This window comes from Sphingomonas sp. (assembly GCF_019635455.1).
Lineage (GTDB): Bacteria > Pseudomonadota > Alphaproteobacteria > Sphingomonadales > Sphingomonadaceae > Sphingomonas.
This window is the reverse complement of sequence record NZ_JAHBZJ010000010.1, coordinates 135,113-158,256: the sequence shown is the minus strand read 5'-3', so window position 1 is coordinate 158,256 and position 23,144 is coordinate 135,113. Positions and strand designations below refer to the sequence as shown.

Here is a 23,144-nt window from a genome sequence, read left to right as displayed (position 1 = left end):
GATCGACGTCGGGCGCGTCGATCTCCAGGGTCGAATCGCTGTAGACCGACGCGTGGATGCCCGCATGGCCGGCGACGATCTGCTCGACGCCGCGCCAATAGGTGCCGAAGCGGTTCACGAAGGTCGCATCGGCGTGGAACAGCCGGCCGAACGCGTCCATGTCGTGCGCGTTCCACGCCGCCTCGAAACGTCGGGTGAGATCGGCGGGCGTCATCGCGCATCCTTCGGGCCGGTTGCTCATGCTCCCTTCCTATCGGCGCCCATCGGGAAATTCCAACCGCTCGCATCAGCCGGCGGAGCCTTGCGCGGGGAAAGCTCGTTCGCTTCCGGTCCCATGGGAGAGGAATGATGGACAAGGCTCATCCCGATCATCACGGCGGCGACCGATGACGGCCGGCGACGCTTCGCGGACGGGCGGCTGCCTGTGCGGACGAATCCGCTATCGGCTGGCGAGCGCGCCGTTCGATCCCGGCTATTGCCATTGCCGCATGTGCCAGCGCTTCGGCGGCGCGCCGGTGATGGCCTTCGCCTCGGTGCCGCTGGTCGATTTCCATGTCGAGGCGGGCGATCCGGTCCGCTACCGATCGTCGGAGATCGGCGAGCGCTGGTTCTGCCGCGACTGCGGCAGCTCGCTCGCCATGCGGGTCGATCGCACGCCCGGGCTGATCGACGTCACCATGGCGACGCTCGACGATCCGACCTGGCTGCCGCCCGCCTTCCATATCTGGCGCGAGAGCCGGATCGGCTGGTTCGACACGATCGACGCGCTGCCCCGGCACGAACGCGAACGGCCCCGGGCCGTCGCGCCGAGTCCCGCCGTAGCCGGGCTGCCGCTTCCTTCCTGACGCCGGTCGGGCGGGGGCGGCGCGCATTTCGGAGGCTGATTTTCTTGCCGCGTCGGGCCTCGCCCGCTAAGGGCCGCCGGTCATGCAGTATGTCAGCACCAGGGGCTCGGCCCCGCGCCTCGGATTCGAAGACGTCACGCTCGCGGGACTCGCGGCGGACGGCGGCCTCTATGTGCCCGAACAATGGCCGGTCTTCTCGACCGCCGAGATCGCGGCGCTGCGCGGCCTGTCCTATGTCGACACCGCCGTCGCGGTGATGAAGTCGTTCGTCGCCGGCGCGCTCGACGATGCCGAGCTGAAGGAGCTGTGCGAGGCCGCCTATGGCCGCTTCGCCCATGCCGCGGTGGTGCCGCTCAAGCAGCTCGACCATCGGCAGTGGCTGATGGAGCTGTTCCACGGACCCACCCTCGCCTTCAAGGACGTCGCGCTCCAGCTGCTCGGCCTGCTGTTCGAGCGCTTCCTGGCGAAGCGCGACACCCACCTGACCGTGATCGGCGCGACCAGCGGCGACACCGGCTCGGCCGCGATCGACGCGCTGGCCGGCCGCGCCAAGGTCGACATCTTCATGCTCCACCCCAAGGGCCGCGTGTCCGAGGTGCAGCGCCGGCAGATGACGACCGTGCTCGCCCCCAACGTCCACAATATCGCGATCGAGGGCAGTTTCGACGACGCACAGGCGCTGGTGAAGGCCAGTTTCGGCGACGCCGCCTTTTCATCCCGCTTCAAGGTGACGGCGGTCAATTCGATCAACTGGGCGCGGCTGATGGCGCAGGTGGTCTATTATTTCTACGCCGCCGTGCGCCTTGGCGCGCCGGAACGGCCGGTGGCGTTCAGCGTGCCGACCGGCAATTTCGGCGACGTCTTCGCCGGCTATGTCGCCGCACGGATGGGGCTGCCGGTGGCGCGGCTCATCGTCGCCACCAACGTCAACGACATCCTCCACCGCGCGCTGTCCAGCGGGGATTATTCGGCCGGCACCGTCACACCGACCGCAGCGCCCAGCATGGACATTCAGGTCAGTTCGAATTTCGAACGGTTGCTGTTCGACCTCGCCGGTCGCGATGGCGTGGCGCTGGCGGATCAGATGCGCGGATTCGAATCGACGCGCGCGATGCGCCTCACCAACGCGCAGCAGCAGGGCGCGGCCCAATTGTTCGCCAGCGACCGGATCGAAGCGGGCGACATGGCACAGGCGATGGCCTGGGCCTGTTCGCATGCCGGCGAGATTCTCGATCCGCACACCGCGATCGGCCTGGCCGCCGCGCGCCGCGCCGATGTCCCCGCCGACGTACCGATCGTCACGCTGGCGACCGCGCATCCCGCGAAATTCGGCGATGCGGTGGAACGATCGACGGGGATCCGCCCCACGCTGCCGCCGCGTGTGGGGGATTTGTTCGACCGCGAGGAACGCTATGCGGTCCTGCCCGCGACGTTCGACGCGGTGACGGGCTATATCGCGGAACGCGCGACGCCGCGCTAAGGCGGGGACATGGACCTGATTACCCTGACCGGCGAACCCTGGGCCGATTATGGCCTGATCGACAGTGGCGATGGCCGCAAGTTCGAACGCTATGGCGCCTATCGCTTCATCCGCCCGGAACCGCAGGCGATGTGGGCGCCCGCATCGGGCGACTGGGACGCCCATGGCGAGTTCGTACCGGGATCGGACGAGGAAGGAGGGGGCCGCTGGACGTTCACCAAACCGGTCCCGCGCGAAGGCTGGCCGCTGGCGTGGAACGAGGCGAAGTTCACCGCCCAGACGACGCCCTTCCGCCATCTCGGCTTCTTTCCGGACATGGCGCCGGTATGGAGCTGGATGCGCGAACAGGTCGCCGGGGTCGACGCGCCGACTGTCATGAACCTGTTCGGCTATACCGGCGTCGGCACGCTGGCGATGGCGGCATCCGGCGCGCAGATGGTGCATGTCGATGCCAGCAAGAAATCGGTCGAGGCGGCCAGGGGCAATGCCGCGCTGTCGAACATGACCGACAAGCCGGTGCGCTGGATCATCGACGACGCGGCCAAGTTCGTTGCGCGTGAGGTGCGTCGCGGTCGCCGCTATGACGGCATCCTGCTCGATCCCCCCAAATATGGGCGCGGCCCGACCGGCGAGGTGTGGCAACTCGAACGCGACCTTCCCGGCCTGATCGCCGATTGTCGCCAGTTGCTCGACGCCGATTCGCGCTTCCTGTTCCTCACCGTCTACGCGATCCGCATGTCCGCCCTCGCCATCGGCGAACTCCTCAACCAGCATTTCGCGGACCTCGGCGGCAAAGTCGAATGCGGCGAACTCGGCGTGCGCGAGGAGGCTAGGGGACTGGTGCTGCCAACCGCGATCTTTGCGCGGTGGAGTCGCTAAGCACCGCAATCTCGCAGGATTGCCTACCTATCGAAGTTTATCGTTAGTCTCGTTGGCAACGCTGTACATCATTTCGCATAGGTTACCGGTGCTAAGGCCGTAGGCATCAAGGCTGCGTGCAATTCCGAAATATGGCACCGGTTCTCTGCGGCTGATCTGCTCAAGTAGCTTCTCGAACACGGGTATGTACCCGGCCTTTTTGCTTTGGGTCCATCCCGCCGCACGTTCATCGTTAGAGAGCGGCTGGTTCAGGACGTCAATTATGCGTTCTACAGCTTCTTTCATTCTTGGAGGCTACCAAGCGGCGAGAAAGTCGGCAACGGCTGCTGGATCGTGTAGAGTTCGTGGCTCCTACCCCCGCCCCATCCGCATCGCCGCCCCCGCCACGAACGGGCAGCCGGCCACCAGCAACAGGCTCACCGCGCCCAGCAGCTTCACCGCGCCCGGATCATTCCCCATCGCCCCCGCGCCAAAGATCAGCAGCGGCACCGCGAAGGGCAGCATCACCAGCCCCGCCACCGCGCCCGCGCCGCGCAGCCCGGCGGTCAGCGCGGCGGTCGCAACCCCCAGCGCCGCCAGTCCCGGCGTGCCGATCAGCAAACTCAACCCCGCCGCCAGCGCCTGTTCCAGCGACAGACCCAGCAACCCGCTCGCCACGACCACCGCGATCAACAGGGTCGGCGCAAAGCCCAGCCAATGCCCCACGATCTTCGCCGCGGCGACACTCGAATCGCCCCAGCCGCGCACCGCCAGCTGATCGATCACGCCGCTTTCCATGTCGGGCGCGACCAGCCGCTCGACCGGCAACAGCGCGGCGAGCAGCGCCGCCGCCCAGATCACCCCGCCGCCGATCCGGGCGAGCAGGTTCGGCTCCGGCCCGACCGCGAACGGAAACAGGATCGCGACCAGCAGGAAGAAGGCGATCGGCAGGGTCAGGCCGCCAGCCGCCCAGGCCCGGCGAAGCTCGCGGGTGACGAGTGCGCCGAACCCCCTCATGTGAGATGATCCGGTTGTTCCCCTGCGAAAGCAGGGGTCCAGTGACACCGAGGAAGGTGGTGCGTGACCCTGGGCTCCTGCTTTCGCAGGAGAACGGGCCGGGGATGAGTCGCTCGGCTCACGCCCCACCCCCGATCACGATCTCCCGTGCGCCCTGCATCCGGATCGGCAGATGGGTCGCGACCAGCGCGATGCCGCCGGCCGCGCGATGCGCCGCGATCAGGCCGCCCAGCATGCCGATCGCGCCATGGTCCAGCCCGTTTGCCGGCTCGTCGAGCAGCCAGATCGGCGCCCCGCTCGCCACCACGCGGGCGATGCCGACCCGCTTGCGCTGACCGGTCGAGAGCATCCGCACCGGCACCGGCGCCAGATCCGCCAGGCCCACCGCATCCAGCGCGCCGGCCACCGCGTCGCGCCGCCCGTCCAGCGCGGCCCAGAAGCGCAGCGCCTCGCTCACCGGCAATTCCGGGTCCAGTCCCGCCGCCTCCGCCAGCAATGCGCGCGCACCGGTCACCGTGACCCGCCCCGCGCTGGCGTCGAGCAGCCCCGCGACGATGCGGATCAGGCTGGACTTGCCCGCGCCATTGGGTCCGGTGATCAACGCCCCCCCGCCGGCTTCCAGCGTCAGGTCCAGCCCCGCGAACAGCGTACGTCCGCCACGCATGCAGGCGACGTCCTCCAGCCGGATCGCCGCACCGCTCACGCGACCCCGTCTTCCAGCGCGTGCATGTCGTCGTCGCTCAGCCCGAAATGATGCCCCACCTCATGTACCACGACATGGGTGATCAGCGCCTCCAGGCTCACCCCGGTTTCCACCCATTCGTCGAGCAGCGGGCGGCGATACAGGTGGATCGTGTCCGGCTGCGGAATCTCGCCCGGCGCGAACCCCTCCTTCTCGCCGACCGGGCGACCCGAATAGAGGCCGGTCAGCTCGAACGGGTCCTCCATCCCCATCTCGCGCAACGTGGCGGCATCGGCGAACTCCTCGACGATCAGGACGATGTCGGGCAGATAGTCCGCGAACGGCGCGGGAATCCGCGCGAGCGCGGCACGGGCGAGCGCCTCGATCGCATCGGCGGCCGGCGCGAACGTCTCTGTTTTGTCCGTCATCGCCCTGCGCTATGCCGCAGCAGGAAGAGGAGGGGAAGGATGGTCGAACAACTGAGCGAGGCGGAGCGCGAGGACGCGCTCGATGGGCTGAGCGAATGGGACTATGACGCGCGCCGCGACGCGATCACGCGCAGCTTCACCTTCGATGATTTCAGCCAGGCGTTCGCCTTCATGACACAGGTCGCGCTGCTCGCGGAAAAGGCGGATCACCATCCCGAATGGTCGAATGTGTGGAACCGGGTCGAAATCCTGCTGACCACGCACGACGCCGGCGGCCTCTCGGGCCGCGATATCGATATGGCACAGGCGATCGACGCGCTGGTGGATTAGGGTCCCGCCGCGCCGGGGGCTATATTGCGACCGGTTCGCCGTCGCGCAGGATATGGGTGCATAGCTGTGCGCCGGCGCTGTCGTCGGCGTCCAGCGCGGCGACCGCGACCCAGCCCTGCGCGCGCAATCGGCCGGCGATCGCCGGATCGGTGCCGATCGGCAGGAACAATCGCCGGCGGTCGCCGGTCGCCAGCCCCGCATCGAGGATCGGGTCGGCATAGAGCGAAAAGCCGACCGCCGGCTCGTCGCCGCGCGCGCCGATCACCGAATAGCTGCCGCCGCGCCCGATTTCGCCGCGCACCCCGCGCGCGAACAGCGAAAAGCCGATCCAGCTCTGATATTCGAAGCCGTGCCGCTCGGTCGGGTCGAGCGTCAGCGCGACGCGGCCGGCCACGGCCCGCGCCACCTCGGCCAGCCCGTCGAGCCGGCTCGTCAGCGCGCCCTTCGCATCGTGCGCGCGCAACCGCTCCACGGCGGCATCGAACGGCCCCGCCGCCTCGATCAGCGGCAGGAAGGCCGGATCGATCGCCGCCACCCCGGCCGCGTCCTTCGCATCGAGCCGTTCACGCAGCGCGGCCAGCCGATCGCCGTTCATGCCCGGCGCCAGCTGCTCGACCAGATCGGGAAGCGTGAAGTCGAGCGCCAGGCCCGGGACGCCCGCCGCCTCCAGTGCGGCGACCGCCACGGTCACGATCTCGCACGCCGCCGCCACGCCGTCGCGCCCGATCAGCTCGCAGCCGATCTGGCGCATCGCGCGTTCCGGGCGCAGTTCGCTTGCGCGCAGCTTGAGCACCGGTCCGGCATAGGACAGGCGCACCGGCCGCGGATGATGCGCCATGCGCGTCGCCGCGATCCGGCCGATCTGGGCGGTGATATCCGGCCGGATCGCCAGCGTCGCGCGCGACACCGGATCGGTAAACCGCACCGCGTCCTTCGCGCTCGCCGCCTTCAGCCGTGCGCCCAGCGACGCCTCGAACTCCGCCAGCGGCGGATCGACACGCTCATAGCCATAGAGGCGCGCGACATCGAGCACCCGCGCCTCCAGCGCCGCCGCCGCGTCGGCGTGCGGCGGCAGGCGATCGTGGAAACCTTCGGGAAGCAGTCCGTTCATCGCTCAGCCCTTCGTCACCCCGGCCGGATGCCGGGATCCACAACGCCTCGGGCGCCCATGCCCGAATGTTCGTGCGGGTCGCTTGCCGCACTGTGGACCCCGGAACAAGTCCGGGTGACGTTCCGGTTCTAGAACCGCAGTGCCATCGCGGTCTTCACCCCGGGCAGCGCGCGTACCGTCGCGATCAGCTCGGGAGTCACCGCCTCATCGACCGACAGCAGCAACACCGCCTCGCCGCCGGCGTCGCGCCGGCCCAGGTGGAAGGTGCCGATATTGACCCCGGCATCGCCCAGCGCGCTGCCGATCCGGCCGATAAAGCCCGGCGCGTCCTCATTGACGACATAGAGCATGTGGCCGGCCAGATCGGCCTCGACCTTGATCCCGAACAGCTCGACCAGGCGCGGCGCCTTGTTGCCGAACAGCGTACCGGCGACCGAACGCTCGCCCGCATCGGTCTTTACCGACACGCGCACCAGCGTGTGATAATCACCTTCCTTCTCGGTCTTGATCTCGCGCACCTCGATCCCGCGCTCCCGCGCCAGATAGGGGGCGTTGACCATGTTTACCGTATCGGAATGGACGCGCAGGAAGCCGGCGAGCACCGCGCTGACGATCGGCTTCTGGTTGACCTCCGATGCTGCCCCCTCGCTATGGATCGAGATGCGATCGAGATTGCCATGTGCCAGCTGGCCGACCAGGCTGCCCAGCTTCTCCGCCAGCTCCATATACGGCTTGACCCGGGGCGCTTCCTCGGCGGTCAGGCTCGGCATGTTGAGCGCGTTCGTCACGCCGCCATTGACCAGGAAATCGGCCATCTGTTCGGCGACCTGGATCGCGACATTGACCTGCGCCTCGCTGGTCGATGCGCCGAGGTGAGGCGTCGCGACGAAGTTCGGGGTGCCGAACAGCGGATGTTCCTTCGCCGGTTCGGTGACGAACACGTCGAGCGCCGCGCCCGCGACATGACCGCTGTCGAGCAGCTCCTTGAGCGCCGCCTCGTCGATCAGCCCGCCGCGCGCGCAGTTGATGATGCGCACGCCCTTCTTGGTCTTGAGCAGGTTCTCGCGGGACAGGATGTTGCGCGTCTGATCGGTCAGCGGCGTGTGCAGCGTGATGAAGTCGGCGCGCGCCAGCAGCTGGTCCAGCTCGACCTTCTCGACGCCCAGCTCCACCGCGCGCTCGGGGCTGAGGAACGGGTCGAACGCGATCACCTTCATCCGCAGGCCCAGCGCGCGGTCGGCGACGATCGAGCCGATATTGCCCGCGCCGATCAGGCCCAGCGTCTTGCCGGTCACCTCGACCCCCATGAACCCGTTCTTGGGCCAGGTTCCCGCCTGGGTCTGCGCGTTCGCTTCGGGCAGCTGGCGGGCAAGCGCGAACATCAGCGCGATGGCATGTTCGGCAGTGGTGATCGAATTGCCGAACGGGGTGTTCATCACCACCACGCCCTTGCCGCTGGCATAGGGGATATCGACATTATCGACGCCGATGCCGGCGCGGCCGATCACCTTCAGCTTCGTCGCGGCGTCGATGATCTCCTTCGTCGCCTTGGTCGAACTGCGGATGGCGAGGCCGTCATAGTCGCCGATGATCGCCTTCAGCTCCTCGGGCGTCTTGCCGGTGATCTCGTCCACCTCGACCCCGCGCTCGCGAAAGACCTGCGCGGCCTTGGGGTCCATCTTGTCGCTGATCAGTACCTTGGGCATTTCAATATCCTTCGTCTTGCCCGCAAAAGCGGGGACCCGGCTCAGGTCGCCAACGCGCGCCGAGCCGGGAGGAATGGGTCCCCGCCTGTGCGGGAGAGATGCAGATCAGGCGGCCGCCTTCGCCGACGCATAGGCCCAGTCGAGCCACGGCCCGAGCGCCTCGATATCGGCGGTGTCAACCGTCGCCCCGCACCAGATGCGCAGTCCCGGCGGCGCATCGCGATAGCCGGCGACGTCGAACGCGGCCTCTTCCTTCTCGAGCAGCGAGGCCATCTTCTTGATGAACGCCTCGTCCGCGCCGGCGACGGTCAGGCACACGCTGGTCTTCGACCGCGAGGCTTCGTCGGCGGCGAGATGGCCGAGCCAGTCGCGCTCGGCGACGATCCGGTCGAGCGCGGCGGCGTTGGCATCGCTGCGGGCGATGAGGCCTGCCGCGCCGCCCAGCGATTTCGCCCATTCGAGCGCGAAGATCGCGTCCTCCACCGCCAGCATGGACGGCGTGTTGATCGTCTCGCCCTTGAACACGCCCTCGACCAGCTTGCCGCCTTTGGTCAGGCGGAACAGCTTCGGCAGCGGCCAGGCCGGGGTATAGTTTTCCAGCCGTTCGACCGCGCGGGGACCCAGGATCAGCACGCCGTGCGCGCCCTCGCCACCCAGCACCTTCTGCCAGCTGAAGGTCGCGACGTCGATCTTGTCCCATGGCAGGTCGTAGGCGAAGACCGCGCTCGTCGCATCGGCGAAGGCGAGTCCCTCGCGGTTCGCCGGGATCCAGTCGCCATCGGGGACGCGAACGCCGCTGGTCGTGCCGTTCCAGGTGAACAGCACGTCGGTGCTCCAATCGACCTGCGCCAGATCGGGCAGCTGACCGTAATCGGCGCGGATCACCGCGGGATCGAGCTTCAGCTGCTTGACCGCATCGGTGACCCAACCTTCACCAAAGCTTTCCCAGGCCAGCGTCGTCACGCCGCGCGCGCCCAGCATCGTCCACATCGCCATTTCAAAGGCACCCGTATCCGATCCCGGCACGATGCCGATGCGATGGGTGTCGGGCAGGCGCAGCATCTCGCGCATCAGATCGATGCAATAAGCGAGGCGCACCTTGCCGATCTTTGACCGGTGCGACCGGCCCAGGCTTTGCGAATCGAGTTTTTCGGGGGACCAGCCCGGCGGCTTGGCGCAGGGACCGGAAGAGAAATACGGGCGCGCCGGCTTCGTTGCCGGGGCGGCGGGGGTATCAGTCATTTAGTCTCTCCTTGCAGAGAGCACGCGCGGCGTTGGGACCGCGTGGCCCGCCGGCGGCCCTAAAGACGCGCGTGGCGAAGTCAAGCCATTCCGCTCGACAGCCCTGCGCTTCGCGTCCAATCTGCGCGGATTCGGGGTGAGGGAGACGGCGATATGGGGGTGATCGATCCGGCCGGCCGCGCACGGGCGGCGATCGTGCTGCTGTGGGTGTGGCTGCTGGCCGATGCGGCGTTCACCGCGTCGCAGGCGCTGCTGATCTGGGTTGTTTCCGACGCCGATCGGCTTGCGGCGGGCAACGATCCCGACGGGTGGCCGGTGCTGGCCGATTCGATCGCCGGCGTGACCGGGTTGGCGATGATCGCCGTCTTCATCGTCACCATCGTGATGGTCGCGCGCTGGACATACCGGGTCAGCGCCAATGCACATGCGCGCAGCGACGCGATGACGATCAGCCCGGGCTGGGCGGTCGGCTGGTATTTCGTTCCCTTCGCCAACCTGATCAAGCCGTTCGAGGCGATGCGCGAGATCTGGCAGGCGAGCTTCTCGCCCGACGATCCGGAAGCCGAACCGGTGCCGGGCCTGTTGCGCGCCTGGTGGGGACTGTGGCTGGCGTCGAGCATCGCCGGCAATCTGTCGTTCCAGATTTCGATGCGGATGCAGACGGTCGAGGGGCTGGAACTGTCGGCGTGGATCGATATCGCCACCTTTGTGTTCGACGTGCCGCTGGTGCTGGTCCTGACGCGCCTGATCGCGCGGCTGTCGGCGCAGCAGGCGCATCTCAACGATGCGGACGTGTTCGAATAAGCCGCGCTTAACCAGTCCGGGTTAGAATTTCCGGCATGTTTTGGCGTGTCGTCCCGGCCCTGTGTCTTCCGCTGTTGCTTGCGGGCTGCCTGTTCGGCGGCGGCGGCGGTGGCGACGACCGCATCACGCCGCGTGCCGGGCCGGTGCGGCCCGATCCGCGCGGACCGGTGACGCTGAACCTGCCGACCAGCCGGGAAACGCAGCAATGCTATGCCGACCTGTCGCGTCAGAATGTGCGGTTCAGCCCGCTGCCTGATCGCGACTATGGCGGGGGGTGCATGGTGGTCGGCGCGGTTCAGCTGATCGATATCGGGGTTCCGGTTTCGGGGCTGAAAGGGATGCGCTGCCCGCTCGCGCGCACCTTCGTCGCGTGGCTGCGCAACGGCGCCGCACCCGCCGCGCGGGAAATCCTGGGAAGCGAGCTGGTGCGCGTGGAAACCTATGGCACCTATGCCTGTCGCGGCATCATCGGCGGCAGCGCGGCGTCGGCCGCGCGGATTTCGGAACATGGACTGGGCAATGCGGTGGACGTCGCGGCCTTTCTATTCGCCGACGGACGGCGCGTGACGATCGAGCGCGGCTGGAACTCGTCCGACCCGCGCGAGCGCGAATTTCTGCGTGTCGTCCATAAATCGGCGTGCCGGCGATTCGCGACGGTGCTCAGCCCCGATTACAATGCCGCGCATCGCAATCACCTGCATCTCGACATGGGGCGCGGCCCGTTCTGCCGCTGATCTTGCGCTTCGCCGCCGCCGCACATAAGGCTCGGCGATGAACGATCCGAACCGGAAAGTCCCGTCGCGCGTTTTCGCCCGGGCGCGCCAGGATGCCGAAACCGCCGCAACGGCGATCTCGACCCCGCAAACCGAACATCCCGCCTATCGCCTCGCCTTTCAGGACATGGATTTCCTGTTGCGCGAGGATCTGCGACCGGTCCGCTTCCAGCTTGAACTGCTCAAGCCCCAGCTGTTGATGGACGAGGCGAAGATCGCGTCGATGTTCGTGATCTACGGCTCGGCGCGTATCCCCGAACCTTCCAAGGCCCAGGCGCTGCTCGACCTGGCCACCGACGACCAGTCACGGCGCATCGCCCAGCGATTGATCGAGAAGTCGAAATATTATGACGTCGCCAGGGAACTGGCGGCGCTGGCGAGCTGCCACCCGCGCGACGAGAATGGCGATCGCCACTTCGTCGTCTGCTCGGGGGGCGGGCCATCGATCATGGAGGCCGCGAATCGCGGCGCGGTGGAAAATGGGTGCGAAACCGTGGGGCTGAACATCGTGCTGCCGCACGAACAGGCGCCCAACGAATATGTCACGCCCTCGCTCAGCTTCCAGTTCCATTATTTCGCGCTCCGCAAGATGCATTTCCTGCTGCGCGCCCGTGCGGTTGCGGTGTTTCCGGGCGGGTTCGGCACGTTCGACGAATCGTTCGAACTGCTGACGCTTATCCAGACCGGCAAGATCGCCCCGATACCGGTGCTCTTTTACGGCAAGGAGTTCTGGAACCGCGTCGTCAATTTCGAGGCGCTGTGCGAGGAAGGCGTGATTTCGCCGCGCGACCTCAACCTCTTCCACTTCTGCGAAACGGCGGAAGAGGGCTGGGAAATCGTCCAGAAATTCTATGAGGAGCGCGAGGGGGCCTGACCCCCTTCGCGATTACTCCTTCTTTGCGGCCTCGACCGCGGCGGCCGGATCGACCGACGGCGCGCCCGAAGCCGGGGTCGCACCGTTGGCCAGATCGGGTGCGGTCGCGTTGTCGCCGCCTTCGGCCCCTGCCGCCGGCGCCGCTTCGGGCGGCGGGAAGGGCAGGTTCGATCCCTGTGCGTTCAGATAGGCGATGACGTTGGCGCGCTCCTGCGGGTCGGACAGGCCGGCAAAGGTCATCTTGGTGCCGTCGGCGAACTTGCGCGGGCTGGTCAGCCACGCGTCGAGCGCGTCGAACGTCCACTTGCCGCCCTTCGACTTGAGCGCGTCGGAGAAGGGGAAACCGTGCTTCGCGGCGGCCAGTTCCTCTCCGACCACGCCGTACAGGTTCGGGCCGACGCCGTTCGCGCCGCCCTGGTTGATCGAATGGCAGGCGGCGCACTTCGCGAACGACGCCTGACCCTTGGTCACGTCGGCGGCGGCCAGCCGGTTGGCGATCGGTTCGACCTTGGCCGCGCCGCCCGCGCCCTCTGCGCCGTCGGCGCTTTCGACCGGATATCCAGCCTTTTCAGGGGCTTCGCTGTGATAGATCATGCCGCTGGCGATCGACAGGCCCAGCGCTGCGGCGCAGCCGAACAGGACCCAGCCTGCGATCGTGTTCATGCGATTGTCCATTGCGCGCCCGTTCTGCCCCGTGTTGTTCTTGGCCGGGTTCTTTAGTGTGGCCTTTTGCGCACCGCAACCCAGGGTTGCAGCAGCCGGTCGCGACCGTTAAGCGCGCGCGCCGATGGATAGTTTTGCCGCGCCCGCGCGCCCGATCGTGGCGCGGATGACCGACGCCGCCCGCGCCGAACCCGAACGCGCGGTCGCGTTTCAGGGCGCGCCGGGTGCAAATTCGCATATCGCGGTGATGGAATCCTTTCCCGCCGGCCTGCCGCTCCCCTGTTTCAGTTTCGAGGATGCGATCGATGCGGTGCGCGACGGGCGTGCCGATTGCGCGATGATCCCGATCGAAAATTCGCTGCACGGCCGCGTCGCCGACATCCATTTCCTGCTCCCCGAATCGGGGCTGGTCATCACCGGCGAGCATTTTCTGCCGATCCGCTACGCGCTGATGGGGTCGGGCGCGCGCGCGGACGTCCGCCAGGCGATGAGCCATCCGCAGGCGCTGGGACAGTGCCGCCACTGGCTGAAGGCACAGGGCATCGCTCCTGTCGCCTATCCTGACACTGCCGGCGCCGCCGCCGTCGTCGCGGCCCAGGGCGATCCTGCGCTCGCCGCGCTGGCGCCGCCGGGCGCCGCGCCGCTCTATGGCCTGACGGTCTTTGACAATGACGTCGCCGATGCCGACCACAATATGACGCGCTTCGTCGTCCTTGCCCGTGCCGCCGGCGCGCTGGTCGGCCACGGCCCGTGGATGACGACCTTCATCTTTGAGGTGAAGAATATTCCCGCCGCGCTGTACAAGGCGCTGGGCGGGTTCGCGACGAACGGGGTCAACATGACCAAGCTCGAAAGCTATCAGCGCGGGGGCAGCTTCGCGGCGACCGAATTCTATGCCGATATCGTCGGCCGCCCCGGCGATCCGGCCGTCGATCGCGCGCTCGACGAGCTTCGTTTCCACACCAAATCGATGCGGGTGCTCGGCACCTATCCGCAGGCGCGCGCCCGGCCGGAATAGGTCAGGGGCGGACCGGCGTTGCCGCGCCCGCCCCGGCGACGGTCGTCCATCGCCGCACGCGCCAGCCGGTGACCAGGCCGTTCGCCACATAGGGGTCCGCGCGCGCGAATCGCTCCGCCGCCGTGCCGCTGGTGAACAGCAGCAGCGCCGATTCGGCCGGATCGCCCACCGCCCCGCCCAGCAACAGCTCGCCGGCATCGGCTGCGGCCCAGGCAAGGTCGAGATGCGCGGCGCGGAAATCGGGGCGCCGCGCCAGATAGTCCGGCGCAAGATCGTAGAAGAGCAGATGATGATCCATCCCGGTGCGGTATCGCGCGTCGGCGCTCGCAGGCAACATCGCGCGATGCTAATGCGATGGGTGGAAGGGGAAAATCGGCATGGACGACGAGTTCGATCGGGACGGCGCGCGCGGGACGAGCATCTGGGGCCTGCCGCTGCTGGTGGCACTGTTCGGCTGTCTGCTGCTGGCGCTCGCATCGGTGTTCGCCTCGGCGCTGTTGCGCCGGCAGGATTTCGCCACCTCGCTGCTGTCCGGAGTCGGCGCAGGGCTGGTGCTGTGGCTTGCGGTGCTGGCGGTCGGGCTGCGCGCGCGGCAATGGCCGGTGATCGTCGGCGCGCTGGTCGCGTTGCCGGCGGCGGGTGCGCTCGCAGCGATCGGGGCGGAGCGAATCTTCGCCGCGCGTGCGTCGGGTGATGCCCGCACCTTTGCGGAGCTTGAGGTGGAAAAGGACGGATCGGTTTCGCTGCCCAGCGGCGCTGCGAATGGCGGGCCGGTATCCGCCGCCTATTTCGCCGCCCTTGCGCAGGGCGAGCGCGACGCAACGGCCTATGCCCAGGCGTTCGGGCGATTCAATCTCGCTGCGCTGGGCAGCCCCTATTCGCTCGGCCAGGCGCCGGAGGCGGTCGCCGATTGCGGGGCGATCGGCGACATGGAAAAGCTGGCCCGCGAGCAGAGCCGGGCCGCTGCGGCGCGGATCGCCGATGTGATGACGGCGATCGACACGTCCGAATTCGGCGCTCCGGTCAAACAGGGCGCGGGCGCGATCGTCGGCGCCGACGACGTTGACGCGCTGCTGGCCAACCGGATCGAGACGATCCGCGCGATCCGCGCCCAGTGCGCGCTGCTGGCGAAGCGCAGCTGGCGCAATGACGGCGGCTATTTCGGCTTTTCGAACGCCGCCGACGCCGCCGCGTTCAAGGCGATCGCGGCGCAGCGCCAGGCCGCGGCAGAGGCGCTGCAACGCCTTCAGACGAGCGCGCATGACAAGCGCGTCGCCGGTCGTGAGAAGGTGCGCGCGGCGCTCAGCTGAGCGCAGCCCGCGCCCGCGGTCGGATCCCTAGTCGGCGAAGAGCAGTACCGGCGTTTCGAGCAGCTTCTTCACCGCCTGGACATAGCTTGCCGCGTCCCAGCCATCGACCACGCGGTGGTCACAGCTGATCGACAGGTTCATCAGCTTTGCCCGCACGATGTCGTCGCCGTGAAAGACCGGGCGCTCGACGATCTTGTTCGGGCCGATGATCGCGACTTCGGGCCGGTTGATTACCGGCGTCGTCGCGATCCCGCCCAGCGGGCCGAGCGAGGTGATGGTGAGCGTCGATCCCGACAGCTCCTCGCTCCGTGCCTTGCCGCTGCGCGCGGCCTCGGCCAGCCGGCCGATCTCGGTGGCCAGTTGCCACACATTCATGTCCTGCGCGTCGCGGATCACCGGGACCATCAATCCCGCATCGGTCTGCGTCGCCATGCCCAGATGCACGCGCCCGTGCCGCGTCACCACGCCCGCTTCGTCGTCATAGCGCGCGTTCAGCATCGGGAATTGAGGCAGGGTGCGGCAGATAGCGACGATCAGGAACGGCAGCATCGTCAGCTTTGGTCGCGGCCCGCGATTGGCGTTCAGGTCGCCGCGCATCGCCTCCAGCGCGGTGACATCGATTTCATCGACATAGGTGAAGTGCGGGATCGCCCGCTTCGACGCGGCCATGTTCTCGGCGATGCGGCGACGCATGCCGATCACCTTCACCGCCTCGTCCTCGCGGGCGCGGCTGGTGTGCGGCGCGTGATAACCCTCGCCCGACCCATAGCGCAGATATGCGTCCAGATCGGCGTGGCGCACCCGGTCGCCATCGGCCTTCACCGCGCCCAGATCGACGCCCAGGTCTCTGGCGCGCTGGCGCACGGCGGGGGAGGCGAGGATTTTCGCGGGCGCGTTATCCTCTTCATCGCCACCACCGGTTGCCTGAGGCGACGGATTCGCGGGCGGCGGCGGCGCGGCGACCGGGGGGTCGCCCGCATCGCCGGCGGTCGCGGCCGGCGCGTCGGGCAAGGGTTCGGTCACCTCGTCCACGCCCGGCGTCTCCGCCTCGATCTGCGCCTCCGCCGCGTCGGCGACGGGCGGCGGCGGGATCGCCTGGCCGGCGTCGGCGTCCGTGCCGGCTGCGGCGCGCGCGGCATCCTCGTCGGTGGCGCCGGCGGTCTCGCCCTCGCCCTCGCCCTCGTCTTCGGTCTCGACCACCATCAGCGCCGATCCGATCGGCACCTGATCGCCGACCTCTCCGGCCAGTTCGACGACGACGCCCGACACCGGCGATTCCATTTCGACCGTCGCCTTGTCGGTCATCATGTCCGCGACCTGCTGATCCTCCTCGATCCGGTCGCCGACCTTCACGTGCCAGGCGACGATCTCGGCCTCGGCGATGCCTTCGCCGATGTCGGGGAGACGGAAGGTGAAGCGTGCCATCAGCGGGTCCTTAATCCTTCAGGATTTTCTTGAGCGCCTGTCCGATGCGGACCGGCCCGGGGAAATATGCCCATTCCAGGCTGTGGGGATAGGGCGTGTCGAAGCCGGTAACGCGCTCGACCGGCGCCTCCAGGTGATAGAAACAGCGTTCCTGCACCAGGCTGACCAGCTCCGCGCCAAAGCCGCTGGTCCGTGTCGCTTCATGCACGACCATGCAGCGGCCGGTCTTGCGCACCGATTGCTCGATCGTTTCGATGTCCAGCGGCACCAGCGTGCGCAGGTCGATGATCTCGGCGTCGATGCCCATCTCGTCCACCGTCGCGCGCACGACATGCACCATCGTGCCATAGGCCAGGATCGTGATCGCCTCACCGGGGCGCACGATCGCGGCCTTGCCCAGTTCGATCCGGTAATGGCCGGTCGGCACCTCGCCGCCCGGGTGGCTAGACCAGTTCTTGGCCGGGCGGTCCCAATAGCCGTCGAACGGCCCGTTATAGATGCGCTTGGGTTCGAAGAAGATGACCGGGTCATTGTCCTCGATCGACGCGATCAGCAGCCCCTTGGCGTCATATGGCGTCGATGGGATCACCGTCTTCACGCCCGACACATGGGTAAAGATACCCTCGGGCGACTGGCTGTGCGTCTGCCCGCCGAAAATGCCGCCGCCGAACGGCGAACGCACCGTCAACGGTGCGGTGAACTGCCCCGCCGACCGGTAGCGCAACCGCGCCGCCTCGCTCACCAGCTGGTCGAGCGCGGGGTAGATATAATCGGCGAACTGGATTTCCGGCACCGGGCGCAGGCCATAGGCGCCCATGCCGATCGCCACCCCGATAATGCCGCATTCGGTGATCGGCGTATCGAACACGCGGGTCTTGCCATATTTGGCCTGAAGGCCGGCGGTCGCGCGGAACACCCCACCGAAATAGCCGACATCCTCGCCCATCACGACCACATCGGCGTCGCGCGCCATCATCACGTCCAGCGCCGAATTGATCGCCTGGATCATGTTCATGCGCGCGGTCTCGCCCGCGTCGCGCGCCGGCGCGTCCATCACTTCCTCGCCCATGGCCGTCCGCTCGCTTCCTCTTCGTCCAGCATCTGCTGCCGCTGTTCGCGCAGGTGCCACGGCATCTCCTCGAACACGCCCTCGAACAGCGAATCGAGCGGCTGGTGCAGGCCATGGCCCAGAATGCCGTTCTTCTCCGCTTCCTTCTGGGCCGCCTTCACCTGCTCGGCCAGCATCCGGTCCTGTTCGGCATGATGCGCCTCGTCCCATTCGCCGATCGCGATCAGATGCGCCTTCAACCGCGCGATGGGATCGCCCAGCGGCCATGCGTTCGGTTCACCCGCGCTGCGATAGGCGCCGGGATCGTCGGAGGTTGAATGCCCCTCGGCACGATAGGTGAAATGTTCGATCAGCGTCGGTCCCTGGTTGGTCCGCGCCCGCTCCGCCGCCCATTGCGTCGCGGCATAGACCGCCAGCGCGTCATTGCCATCGACGCGCAGCCCGGCCATGCCATAGCCCAGCGCGCGCGCGGCAAAGGTCGTCGCCTCGGCCCCGGCAAAGCCCGAAAAGCTCGAAATCGCCCATTGGTTGTTCACCACGTTCAGGATGACCGGTGCCTTGTACACGGTCGCGAACGTCATCGCGGAGTGGAAGTCGCCCTCCGCCGTCGATCCTTCGCCGCACCATGTCGCGGCGATGCGGGTATCGCCCTTCGCGGCGCTCGCCATCGCCCAACCCACCGCCTGGGGATATTGGGTCGCCAGATTGCCGGAGATCGAGAAGAACCCGTCCTCTTTCGACGAATACATGATCGGCAGCTGCTTGCCCTGCAACGCGTCGCCGCTGTTCGAATAGATCTGGTTCATCATCTGGACCAGGCTGTATCCGCGCGCGATCAGGATGCCCTGCTGGCGATAGCTGGGAAAGCACATGTCGTCCTGCGCCAGCGCATGGGTCGCGGGAATCGCCACCGCCTCTTCGCCGGTGCATTTCATGTAGAAGCTGGTCTTGCCCTGCCGCTGGGCGCGGAACATCCGCTCGTCGAACGCGCGGGTCAGCGCCATGTCGCGGAGCATACGGCGCAGCGTGTCCGGATCCAGCCGCGGGTTCCACGGCCCGACCGCGCGATCGTCGCCGTCGAGCACCCGGATCAGCGTATAGGCCAGATCCTGGAAACCGGCCGGATCGGCGGCGGTGTCCGGACGCGGTTGCAGCCCGGCGGGCGGCACCGTCACATCGGCGAAATCGACGCTGTCGCCCGGCCGAAACTTCGGTTCGGGGACATGTAGCCGCAGCGGCGGCAGGTTCGGGCGCGGCGGTTCCGCGGTCATGCTCTCTCCAGCGTCAAAGGGGCCTTCCGTGTCACCTGAACGCACGGAATAGTATTTCAGGCCCCTGTTATAATCTTTCAAAGCGCGAGTCGAGATGGGACAGCAACGCTGTCCTGAATCGAATGTTACCTTCTTCTCGCACCCTGCTCCACCGCAAGTAAACGAATCGCCCCCTTCCCCCACGGCGATGCCGTCCCTAAGGGGGACGCTTCCGCGGAGCAGGGAGCGCACGTCACATGAAACTGATGGCCGGCAATTCGAATCTGCCGCTCGCCCAGGCGATCGCCTCCTATCTCGAAATCCCGCTGACCCAGGCGAATGTGCGCCGCTTCGCCGATGAAGAGATTTTCGTCGAGATCCTCGAGAATGTTCGGGGCGAGGATGTGTTCCTGCTGCAATCGACCAGCTATCCGGCGAACGACAATCTGATGGAGCTGCTGATCTGCATCGATGCGTGCAAGCGCGCCTCGGCCAAGCGGATCACCGCCGTCCTCCCCTATTTCGGCTATGCGCGCCAGGATCGCAAACCCGGGCCGCGCACGCCGATCTCGGCAAAGCTGGTGGCCAACCTCATCACCAAGGCGGGGGCCGACCGGGTCCTGTCCGTCGATCTCCATGCCGGGCAGATCCAGGGCTTTTTCGACATTCCGACCGACAATCTCTTCGCCGCCCCGGTGATGAGCGAGGATATCAAGGCGCGTTTCTCCGACAAGAATCTGATGGTCGTCTCGCCCGATGTCGGCGGCGTGGTGCGCGCGCGCGCGCTGGCCAAGCGCCTCGACAACGCCCCGCTGGCGATCGTCGATAAACGTCGCGAACGGGCCGGCGAATCGGAGGTGATGAACATCATCGGCGACGTATCCGGCCGCTTTTGCGTGCTGATCGACGATATCGTCGATTCGGCCGGCACGCTGTGCAACGCCGCCGCCGCGCTGAAGGAGGCGGGGGCGGAGGATGTCGTCGCCTATTGCACCCATGGCGTGCTGTCGGGCGGCGCGGTCGCGCGCGTGGACGGATCCTTGCTGAAGGAACTGGTCATCACCGATTCGATCGGCAACCACAATATCGTCGATCAGGCGCAGCGGATTCGCCACCTCACCATCGCGCCGCTGCTGGCCGAGGCGATTCGCCGCATCGCCGACGAAAGTTCGGTGTCGAGCTTGTTCGACTGAGCGCGTGGCGCGGCGGCGGCGCCGCCGCATGAGCGGACCCTACGCCACCGCTTTCCAGATCAGCACGATGCCGACCCCGATCATCAGCCAGTAGATCGCGGTGTAGAACCGCTCCGGCGACACCCGCCGGACCAGCCACACCCCCGCCATGGTCGACAGGATCGCCACCGGCATCAGCGCCCCGGCGGTCAACAGATTTTCGCGCGTGAACTGGCCGAGCGCCAGATAGGCCGGCACCTTGATCCAGTTCACCAGCGCAAAATACACCGCTGTCGTGCCGACCAGCATGTCGCGCGACAGCCGGCGCGGCAGCACCCATAGCTGCCACGGCGGCTGGCCGGCATGGGCGATCTGACTGGTGAAGCCCGAGGCGATGCCGAACAGCGCGCCGATCCATCCCGGCGAATCGGACGCCGCCGCCGGCCCCATCCGGTCGCGCCACAGCCGGAATGCGCCGAACAGGACCGAGATCGCGCCGACCGCCGCCAGCACCAGCGCCGCCGGCACGCTTGCCGCGAACAGATAGCCGATGGCGATGCCGATCACCGCCCCCGCCAGCGTCCAGCCGAGCACATAGCCGTCCACCGATCGCCGGAACGCCCATACGCCCACCACATCCTGGACGATCAGGATCGGCAGCAGGATCGCCGCCGCCCGCACCGGATCGATCGCAAAGGCGATCATCGGCAGCGACAGGGCGCCCATCCCGGCGAACCCGCCCTTTGACAGGCCCAGCAGCACCACCGCCGGCACCGCCAGCGCATAGAAGAACGGATCGGCGATCATCGCCCGCCGCGCGGGCCGCGTACCCCCTGATTGCCGCCGGCATTCAACCGCGCCTTGAGCGTCTCCGGCGCCGGCGCCCACAGGAAGCCGAAGCTGACGGTGCCGTGTTTCGTCTCCACCGCATGATGCAGCCGGTGCGCCTGGACGATCCGCTTCATATAGGCGGAGCGCGGGATGTAGCGGTGGTTCACCCGCCGGTGAACGATCACGTCGTGAAACCCGAAATAGATCGCCCCATAGGCGGCGATGCCCGCGCCGATCCAGGTACATCCGGGCCACCAGCCCAGTTGCACGCCGCCCAGCAGCAGCACGAAGGACGGCACCGCGAAGATCACGGCATAGAGGTCGTTCAATTCCCAATTGCCGGTGCGCGGCACATGATGGCTCTTGTGCAGGAACCAGCCCGGCCCGTGCATGATCCAGCGATGGGCGACATAGGCGACGCCCTCCATGAAGGCGACGGTGCCGACGAACAGCGCGATACCGATTGCGGGGTGCATGGCGGCGCTATAGCGACGCGGCATGCGAAGCGCACCTCTTCTCGTCATGCTCCTGCTCGCCGGCTGTGCGGTGCCGGAGGCGCGGCTGCGCGCCGGCCTGGTCAATGCCGGTCTGCCGCGCCCGCTCGCCGCGTGCATGGCCGGACGGATGGTCGATCGCCTCAGCCTCAATCAGCTGATGCGCATCGCCGATCTTCCCCGTGCGGGCGGGGCCGAATCGCTCGACCGGTTCCTGCATCGCGTGCGGGCGCTGGGCGATCCGGAAATCCTGGCGGTGACGTCGAGTTCCGGGGCGCTGTGCGCGACGGGCCTCGCGCGCTGACCAGGCGTTATTGAGATTGCGTCGCAATTCCAATCACACATGATTTGATTCCCGCGCGGCCCTGTGCTTAAGCGGCGCGGATTTTGCTGCAACGCAAAGGGCTGCTTCATGAACATTCACGAATATCAGGCCAAGGAACTGCTCGCCAAATATGGCGCGCCGGTCGCCGCCGGCTTTCCCGCCTTCACCGTCGAAGAGGCGGTCGAGGCCGCAAAGAAGCTGCCCGGGCCGCTTTACGTCGTGAAGTCCCAGATCCACGCCGGCGGGCGCGGCAAGGGCAAGTTCAAGGAACTGGGTCCGGATGCGAAGGGCGGCGTTCGCCTCGCCTTCAGCCTGGACGAGGTGCGCGCCCACGCCACCGACATGCTGGGCAACACGCTGGTCACGGTGCAGACCGGTGAGGCGGGCAAGCAGGTCAATCGCCTCTACATCACGGACGGCGCCGATATCGCGCAGGAATTCTACCTCGCGCTGCTGGTCGATCGCGCCACCGGTCGCGTCGCCTTCGTCGTCTCGACCGAGGGCGGGATGGACATTGAGGAGGTCGCCCATTCGACCCCCGAAAAGATCCACACCTTCGATGTCGATCCGGCGACCGGCTTCATGCCGCATCACGGGCGCACCGTCGCCGCCGCGCTGGGCCTGACCGGCGACCAGAGCAAGCAGGCGGCAAAGGTCGCCAAGTCGCTCTACGACGCGTTCCTGGCCACCGACTCCGCGCAGATCGAGATCAATCCGCTGGCGCTGACCGAACAGGGCAATCTGCTCGTCCTCGACGCCAAGGTCGGCTTCGACGGCAACGCGATGTTCCGCCACAAGGACCTGGCCGAGCTGCGCGACGAGACCGAGGAGGATCCGGCCGAGCTGGAGGCGAGCAAGTACGACCTCGCCTATATCAAGCTCGACGGCGATATCGGCTGCATGGTCAACGGCGCCGGTCTTGCCATGGCGACGATGGACATCATCAAATTGAACGGCATGTTCCCGGCCAACTTCCTCGACGTCGGCGGCGGCGCGTCGAAGGAAAAGGTCACCGCGGCGTTCAAGATCATCCTTGCCGACCCGGCGGTGAAGGGCATTCTGGTCAACATCTTTGGCGGGATCATGAAGTGCGACATCATCGCGGAGGGCATCGTCGCCGCCGCGAAGGAAGTGAACCTGTCGGTCCCGCTGGTGGTTCGCCTCGAAGGCACCAATGTCGAGGAGGGCAAGGCCATCCTCGCCAATTCGGGTCTGGCGATCGTGCCGGCGAACGATCTGGGTGACGCCGCGCGCAAGATCGTGGCGGAGGTCAAGCAGGCTGCTTGATCGTCGCGCATTCGAACCCCATTGAAAGGGGGCCGGGGCGTTTCGCGTCCTGGCCCCCTTTTTGTTTGCGGGCATGACGTTACGGCGCCGGTGTTTGCCATACCGGACTTGCGAAAATGCCCGGAAACGACTTAGAGAAACGCAGACTCG

The 23,144-nt window shown here is 67.3% G+C and carries 27 protein-coding genes; 12 read left to right on the top strand and 15 right to left on the bottom strand.

Annotated features, from left to right (window positions below):
- On the bottom strand, positions 1-241 hold a 241-nt coding region (locus tag KF783_RS13140), incomplete at its 3' end, for an SgcJ/EcaC family oxidoreductase (protein WP_294080027.1).
- A gap of 145 nt (positions 242-386) precedes the next feature.
- Here KF783_RS13140 and KF783_RS13135 point away from each other — a divergent pair.
- The 3 genes from KF783_RS13135 to KF783_RS13125 all read left to right on the top strand — a co-directional run bounded on the left by KF783_RS13135 (position 387) and on the right by KF783_RS13125 (position 3,204).
- Positions 387-845 carry a GFA family protein gene (locus KF783_RS13135; protein ID WP_294080026.1) on the top strand — a complete coding sequence of 153 codons (459 nt, stop codon included), beginning with the start codon at positions 387-389 and terminating at the stop codon, positions 843-845.
- Positions 846-927: 82 nt separating this feature from the next.
- Complete coding sequence (gene thrC / locus KF783_RS13130) at positions 928-2,325, top strand: threonine synthase (RefSeq protein WP_294080024.1); 1,398 nt, start codon at positions 928-930, stop codon at positions 2,323-2,325.
- Between the two features lie 9 nt (positions 2,326-2,334).
- On the top strand, positions 2,335-3,204 hold the full coding sequence (locus tag KF783_RS13125; protein WP_294080022.1) for a class I SAM-dependent methyltransferase: 870 nt from the start codon (positions 2,335-2,337) through the stop codon (positions 3,202-3,204).
- A 27-nt stretch (positions 3,205-3,231) separates the two neighbouring features.
- Here KF783_RS13125 and KF783_RS13120 read toward each other — a convergent pair whose 3' ends face one another.
- From KF783_RS13120 to KF783_RS13105, 4 genes are all read right to left on the bottom strand, one after another.
- A complete protein-coding gene (locus KF783_RS13120; protein WP_294080020.1) occupies positions 3,232-3,489 on the bottom strand; it encodes a hypothetical protein in 258 nt (85 codons plus the stop codon).
- Positions 3,490-3,555: 66 nt separating this feature from the next.
- A complete protein-coding gene (locus KF783_RS13115) occupies positions 3,556-4,200 on the bottom strand; it encodes a heme exporter protein CcmB (RefSeq protein WP_294080018.1) in 645 nt (214 codons plus the stop codon).
- A gap of 118 nt (positions 4,201-4,318) precedes the next feature.
- Positions 4,319-4,903, bottom strand: coding sequence for a heme ABC exporter ATP-binding protein CcmA (ccmA, locus tag KF783_RS13110; RefSeq protein ID WP_294080016.1), 585 nt, complete (start codon positions 4,901-4,903; stop codon positions 4,319-4,321).
- Positions 4,900-5,310: a metallopeptidase family protein gene (locus tag KF783_RS13105; protein WP_294080014.1), complete on the bottom strand. Its 411-nt coding sequence runs from the start codon at positions 5,308-5,310 to the stop codon at positions 4,900-4,902. Before KF783_RS13105 ends, ccmA begins: the two co-directional genes overlap by 4 nt.
- Before the next feature lie 39 nt (positions 5,311-5,349).
- Between KF783_RS13105 and KF783_RS13100 the strand changes: the two genes are divergently transcribed.
- A complete protein-coding gene (locus tag KF783_RS13100; RefSeq protein WP_294080012.1) occupies positions 5,350-5,640 on the top strand; it encodes a 4a-hydroxytetrahydrobiopterin dehydratase in 291 nt (96 codons plus the stop codon).
- A gap of 19 nt (positions 5,641-5,659) precedes the next feature.
- Here KF783_RS13100 and KF783_RS13095 read toward each other — a convergent pair whose 3' ends face one another.
- The 3 genes from KF783_RS13095 to KF783_RS13085 form a co-directional block, all read right to left on the bottom strand.
- Positions 5,660-6,751 (bottom strand): ATP phosphoribosyltransferase regulatory subunit, encoded by a 1,092-nt coding sequence (locus tag KF783_RS13095; protein WP_294080010.1) that lies wholly within the window; start codon positions 6,749-6,751, stop codon positions 5,660-5,662.
- A gap of 128 nt (positions 6,752-6,879) precedes the next feature.
- Complete coding sequence (gene serA / locus KF783_RS13090; RefSeq protein WP_294080008.1) at positions 6,880-8,457, bottom strand: phosphoglycerate dehydrogenase; 1,578 nt, start codon at positions 8,455-8,457, stop codon at positions 6,880-6,882.
- Between the two features lie 105 nt (positions 8,458-8,562).
- Positions 8,563-9,699 (bottom strand): phosphoserine transaminase, encoded by a 1,137-nt coding sequence (locus KF783_RS13085; protein ID WP_294080006.1) that lies wholly within the window; start codon positions 9,697-9,699, stop codon positions 8,563-8,565.
- 153 nt (positions 9,700-9,852) lie between these two features.
- On the opposite strand from KF783_RS13085, the gene KF783_RS13080 reads away from it, so the two are divergent.
- The 3 genes from KF783_RS13080 to KF783_RS13070 are packed head-to-tail and all read left to right on the top strand — an operon-like array spanning position 9,853 to position 12,150.
- Positions 9,853-10,503 (top strand): DUF4328 domain-containing protein, encoded by a 651-nt coding sequence (locus tag KF783_RS13080; protein ID WP_294080004.1) that lies wholly within the window; start codon positions 9,853-9,855, stop codon positions 10,501-10,503.
- Between the two features lie 35 nt (positions 10,504-10,538).
- A complete protein-coding gene (locus KF783_RS13075) occupies positions 10,539-11,237 on the top strand; it encodes an extensin family protein (RefSeq protein WP_294080002.1) in 699 nt (232 codons plus the stop codon).
- Positions 11,238-11,274: 37 nt separating this feature from the next.
- Positions 11,275-12,150, top strand: coding sequence for an LOG family protein (locus tag KF783_RS13070; protein ID WP_294080000.1), 876 nt, complete (start codon positions 11,275-11,277; stop codon positions 12,148-12,150).
- Between the two features lie 12 nt (positions 12,151-12,162).
- Here KF783_RS13070 and KF783_RS13065 read toward each other — a convergent pair whose 3' ends face one another.
- Positions 12,163-12,825, bottom strand: coding sequence for a cytochrome c family protein (locus KF783_RS13065; protein WP_294079998.1), 663 nt, complete (start codon positions 12,823-12,825; stop codon positions 12,163-12,165).
- 112 nt (positions 12,826-12,937) lie between these two features.
- Between KF783_RS13065 and KF783_RS13060 the strand changes: the two genes are divergently transcribed.
- A complete protein-coding gene (locus tag KF783_RS13060; RefSeq protein WP_294079996.1) occupies positions 12,938-13,831 on the top strand; it encodes a prephenate dehydratase in 894 nt (297 codons plus the stop codon).
- Between the two features lies 1 nt (position 13,832).
- Here KF783_RS13060 and KF783_RS13055 read toward each other — a convergent pair whose 3' ends face one another.
- A complete protein-coding gene (locus tag KF783_RS13055) occupies positions 13,833-14,168 on the bottom strand; it encodes a YciI-like protein (RefSeq protein ID WP_294079994.1) in 336 nt (111 codons plus the stop codon).
- A gap of 40 nt (positions 14,169-14,208) precedes the next feature.
- On the opposite strand from KF783_RS13055, the gene KF783_RS13050 reads away from it, so the two are divergent.
- Positions 14,209-15,141: a hypothetical protein gene (locus tag KF783_RS13050; RefSeq protein ID WP_294079992.1), complete on the top strand. Its 933-nt coding sequence runs from the start codon at positions 14,209-14,211 to the stop codon at positions 15,139-15,141.
- 27 nt (positions 15,142-15,168) lie between these two features.
- On the opposite strand, the gene KF783_RS13045 is transcribed toward KF783_RS13050, so the two are convergent.
- Genes KF783_RS13045 through KF783_RS13035 form a run of 3 tightly spaced genes read right to left on the bottom strand, consistent with a single transcriptional unit; the run spans position 15,169 to position 18,906 of the window.
- Entirely contained in the window at positions 15,169-16,566 is a 1,398-nt protein-coding gene (locus KF783_RS13045) for a dihydrolipoamide acetyltransferase family protein (protein WP_294079990.1), read from the bottom strand.
- A gap of 10 nt (positions 16,567-16,576) precedes the next feature.
- Positions 16,577-17,581, bottom strand: a complete 1,005-nt coding sequence (locus KF783_RS13040; RefSeq protein WP_294080047.1) for an alpha-ketoacid dehydrogenase subunit beta — start codon at positions 17,579-17,581, stop codon at positions 16,577-16,579.
- Between the two features lie 38 nt (positions 17,582-17,619).
- Complete coding sequence (locus KF783_RS13035) at positions 17,620-18,906, bottom strand: thiamine pyrophosphate-dependent enzyme (protein ID WP_294079987.1); 1,287 nt, start codon at positions 18,904-18,906, stop codon at positions 17,620-17,622.
- 236 nt (positions 18,907-19,142) lie between these two features.
- On the opposite strand from KF783_RS13035, the gene KF783_RS13030 reads away from it, so the two are divergent.
- Positions 19,143-20,078 (top strand): ribose-phosphate pyrophosphokinase, encoded by a 936-nt coding sequence (locus KF783_RS13030; RefSeq protein ID WP_294079985.1) that lies wholly within the window; start codon positions 19,143-19,145, stop codon positions 20,076-20,078.
- Between the two features lie 39 nt (positions 20,079-20,117).
- On the opposite strand, the gene KF783_RS13025 is transcribed toward KF783_RS13030, so the two are convergent.
- Positions 20,118-20,864: a sulfite exporter TauE/SafE family protein gene (locus tag KF783_RS13025; RefSeq protein WP_294079983.1), complete on the bottom strand. Its 747-nt coding sequence runs from the start codon at positions 20,862-20,864 to the stop codon at positions 20,118-20,120.
- On the bottom strand, positions 20,861-21,364 hold the full coding sequence (locus KF783_RS13020) for a sterol desaturase family protein (RefSeq protein WP_294080045.1): 504 nt from the start codon (positions 21,362-21,364) through the stop codon (positions 20,861-20,863). Before KF783_RS13020 ends, KF783_RS13025 begins: the two co-directional genes overlap by 4 nt.
- Before the next feature lie 22 nt (positions 21,365-21,386).
- On the opposite strand from KF783_RS13020, the gene KF783_RS13015 reads away from it, so the two are divergent.
- The gene (locus KF783_RS13015) at positions 21,387-21,686 is read left to right on the top strand and encodes a hypothetical protein (RefSeq protein ID WP_294079981.1); all 300 of its coding nucleotides are present in this window, start codon (positions 21,387-21,389) and stop codon (positions 21,684-21,686) included.
- Positions 21,687-21,794: 108 nt separating this feature from the next.
- The gene (gene sucC / locus KF783_RS13010; RefSeq protein ID WP_294079979.1) at positions 21,795-22,994 is read left to right on the top strand and encodes an ADP-forming succinate--CoA ligase subunit beta; all 1,200 of its coding nucleotides are present in this window, start codon (positions 21,795-21,797) and stop codon (positions 22,992-22,994) included.
- The last annotated feature ends 150 nt before the right edge of the window (positions 22,995-23,144 follow it).

Bases quoted from the DNA above. Each gene is read 5' to 3' on its own strand.
- KF783_RS13115 (WP_294080018.1), bottom strand. From the start codon at position 4,200: ATGAGGGGGTTCGGCGCACTCGTCACCCGCGAGCTTCGCCGGGCCTGG.
- KF783_RS13135 (WP_294080026.1), top strand. From the start codon at position 387: ATGACGGCCGGCGACGCTTCGCGGACGGGCGGCTGCCTGTGCGGACGA.
- KF783_RS13025 (WP_294079983.1), bottom strand. From the start codon at position 20,864: ATGATCGCCGATCCGTTCTTCTATGCGCTGGCGGTGCCGGCGGTGGTG.
- sucC (WP_294079979.1), top strand. From the start codon at position 21,795: ATGAACATTCACGAATATCAGGCCAAGGAACTGCTCGCCAAATATGGC.
- KF783_RS13085 (WP_294080006.1), bottom strand. From the start codon at position 9,699: ATGACTGATACCCCCGCCGCCCCGGCAACGAAGCCGGCGCGCCCGTAT.
- KF783_RS13020 (WP_294080045.1), bottom strand. From the start codon at position 21,364: ATGCACCCCGCAATCGGTATCGCGCTGTTCGTCGGCACCGTCGCCTTC.
- KF783_RS13035 (WP_294079987.1), bottom strand. From the start codon at position 18,906: ATGACCGCGGAACCGCCGCGCCCGAACCTGCCGCCGCTGCGGCTACAT.
- KF783_RS13095 (WP_294080010.1), bottom strand. From the start codon at position 6,751: ATGAACGGACTGCTTCCCGAAGGTTTCCACGATCGCCTGCCGCCGCAC.
- KF783_RS13050 (WP_294079992.1), top strand. From the start codon at position 14,209: ATGGACGACGAGTTCGATCGGGACGGCGCGCGCGGGACGAGCATCTGG.
- KF783_RS13055 (WP_294079994.1), bottom strand. From the start codon at position 14,168: ATGTTGCCTGCGAGCGCCGACGCGCGATACCGCACCGGGATGGATCAT.
- KF783_RS13075 (WP_294080002.1), top strand. From the start codon at position 10,539: ATGTTTTGGCGTGTCGTCCCGGCCCTGTGTCTTCCGCTGTTGCTTGCG.
- KF783_RS13080 (WP_294080004.1), top strand. From the start codon at position 9,853: ATGGGGGTGATCGATCCGGCCGGCCGCGCACGGGCGGCGATCGTGCTG.
- KF783_RS13045 (WP_294079990.1), bottom strand. From the start codon at position 16,566: ATGGCACGCTTCACCTTCCGTCTCCCCGACATCGGCGAAGGCATCGCC.
- KF783_RS13120 (WP_294080020.1), bottom strand. From the start codon at position 3,489: ATGAAAGAAGCTGTAGAACGCATAATTGACGTCCTGAACCAGCCGCTC.
- KF783_RS13040 (WP_294080047.1), bottom strand. From the start codon at position 17,581: ATGAACATGATCCAGGCGATCAATTCGGCGCTGGACGTGATGATGGCG.
- KF783_RS13060 (WP_294079996.1), top strand. From the start codon at position 12,938: ATGGATAGTTTTGCCGCGCCCGCGCGCCCGATCGTGGCGCGGATGACC.
- KF783_RS13065 (WP_294079998.1), bottom strand. From the start codon at position 12,825: ATGGACAATCGCATGAACACGATCGCAGGCTGGGTCCTGTTCGGCTGC.
- KF783_RS13015 (WP_294079981.1), top strand. From the start codon at position 21,387: ATGCGAAGCGCACCTCTTCTCGTCATGCTCCTGCTCGCCGGCTGTGCG.
- thrC (WP_294080024.1), top strand. From the start codon at position 928: ATGCAGTATGTCAGCACCAGGGGCTCGGCCCCGCGCCTCGGATTCGAA.
- KF783_RS13125 (WP_294080022.1), top strand. From the start codon at position 2,335: ATGGACCTGATTACCCTGACCGGCGAACCCTGGGCCGATTATGGCCTG.
- KF783_RS13030 (WP_294079985.1), top strand. From the start codon at position 19,143: ATGAAACTGATGGCCGGCAATTCGAATCTGCCGCTCGCCCAGGCGATC.
- serA (WP_294080008.1), bottom strand. From the start codon at position 8,457: ATGCCCAAGGTACTGATCAGCGACAAGATGGACCCCAAGGCCGCGCAG.
- KF783_RS13105 (WP_294080014.1), bottom strand. From the start codon at position 5,310: ATGACGGACAAAACAGAGACGTTCGCGCCGGCCGCCGATGCGATCGAG.
- KF783_RS13100 (WP_294080012.1), top strand. From the start codon at position 5,350: ATGGTCGAACAACTGAGCGAGGCGGAGCGCGAGGACGCGCTCGATGGG.
- KF783_RS13070 (WP_294080000.1), top strand. From the start codon at position 11,275: ATGAACGATCCGAACCGGAAAGTCCCGTCGCGCGTTTTCGCCCGGGCG.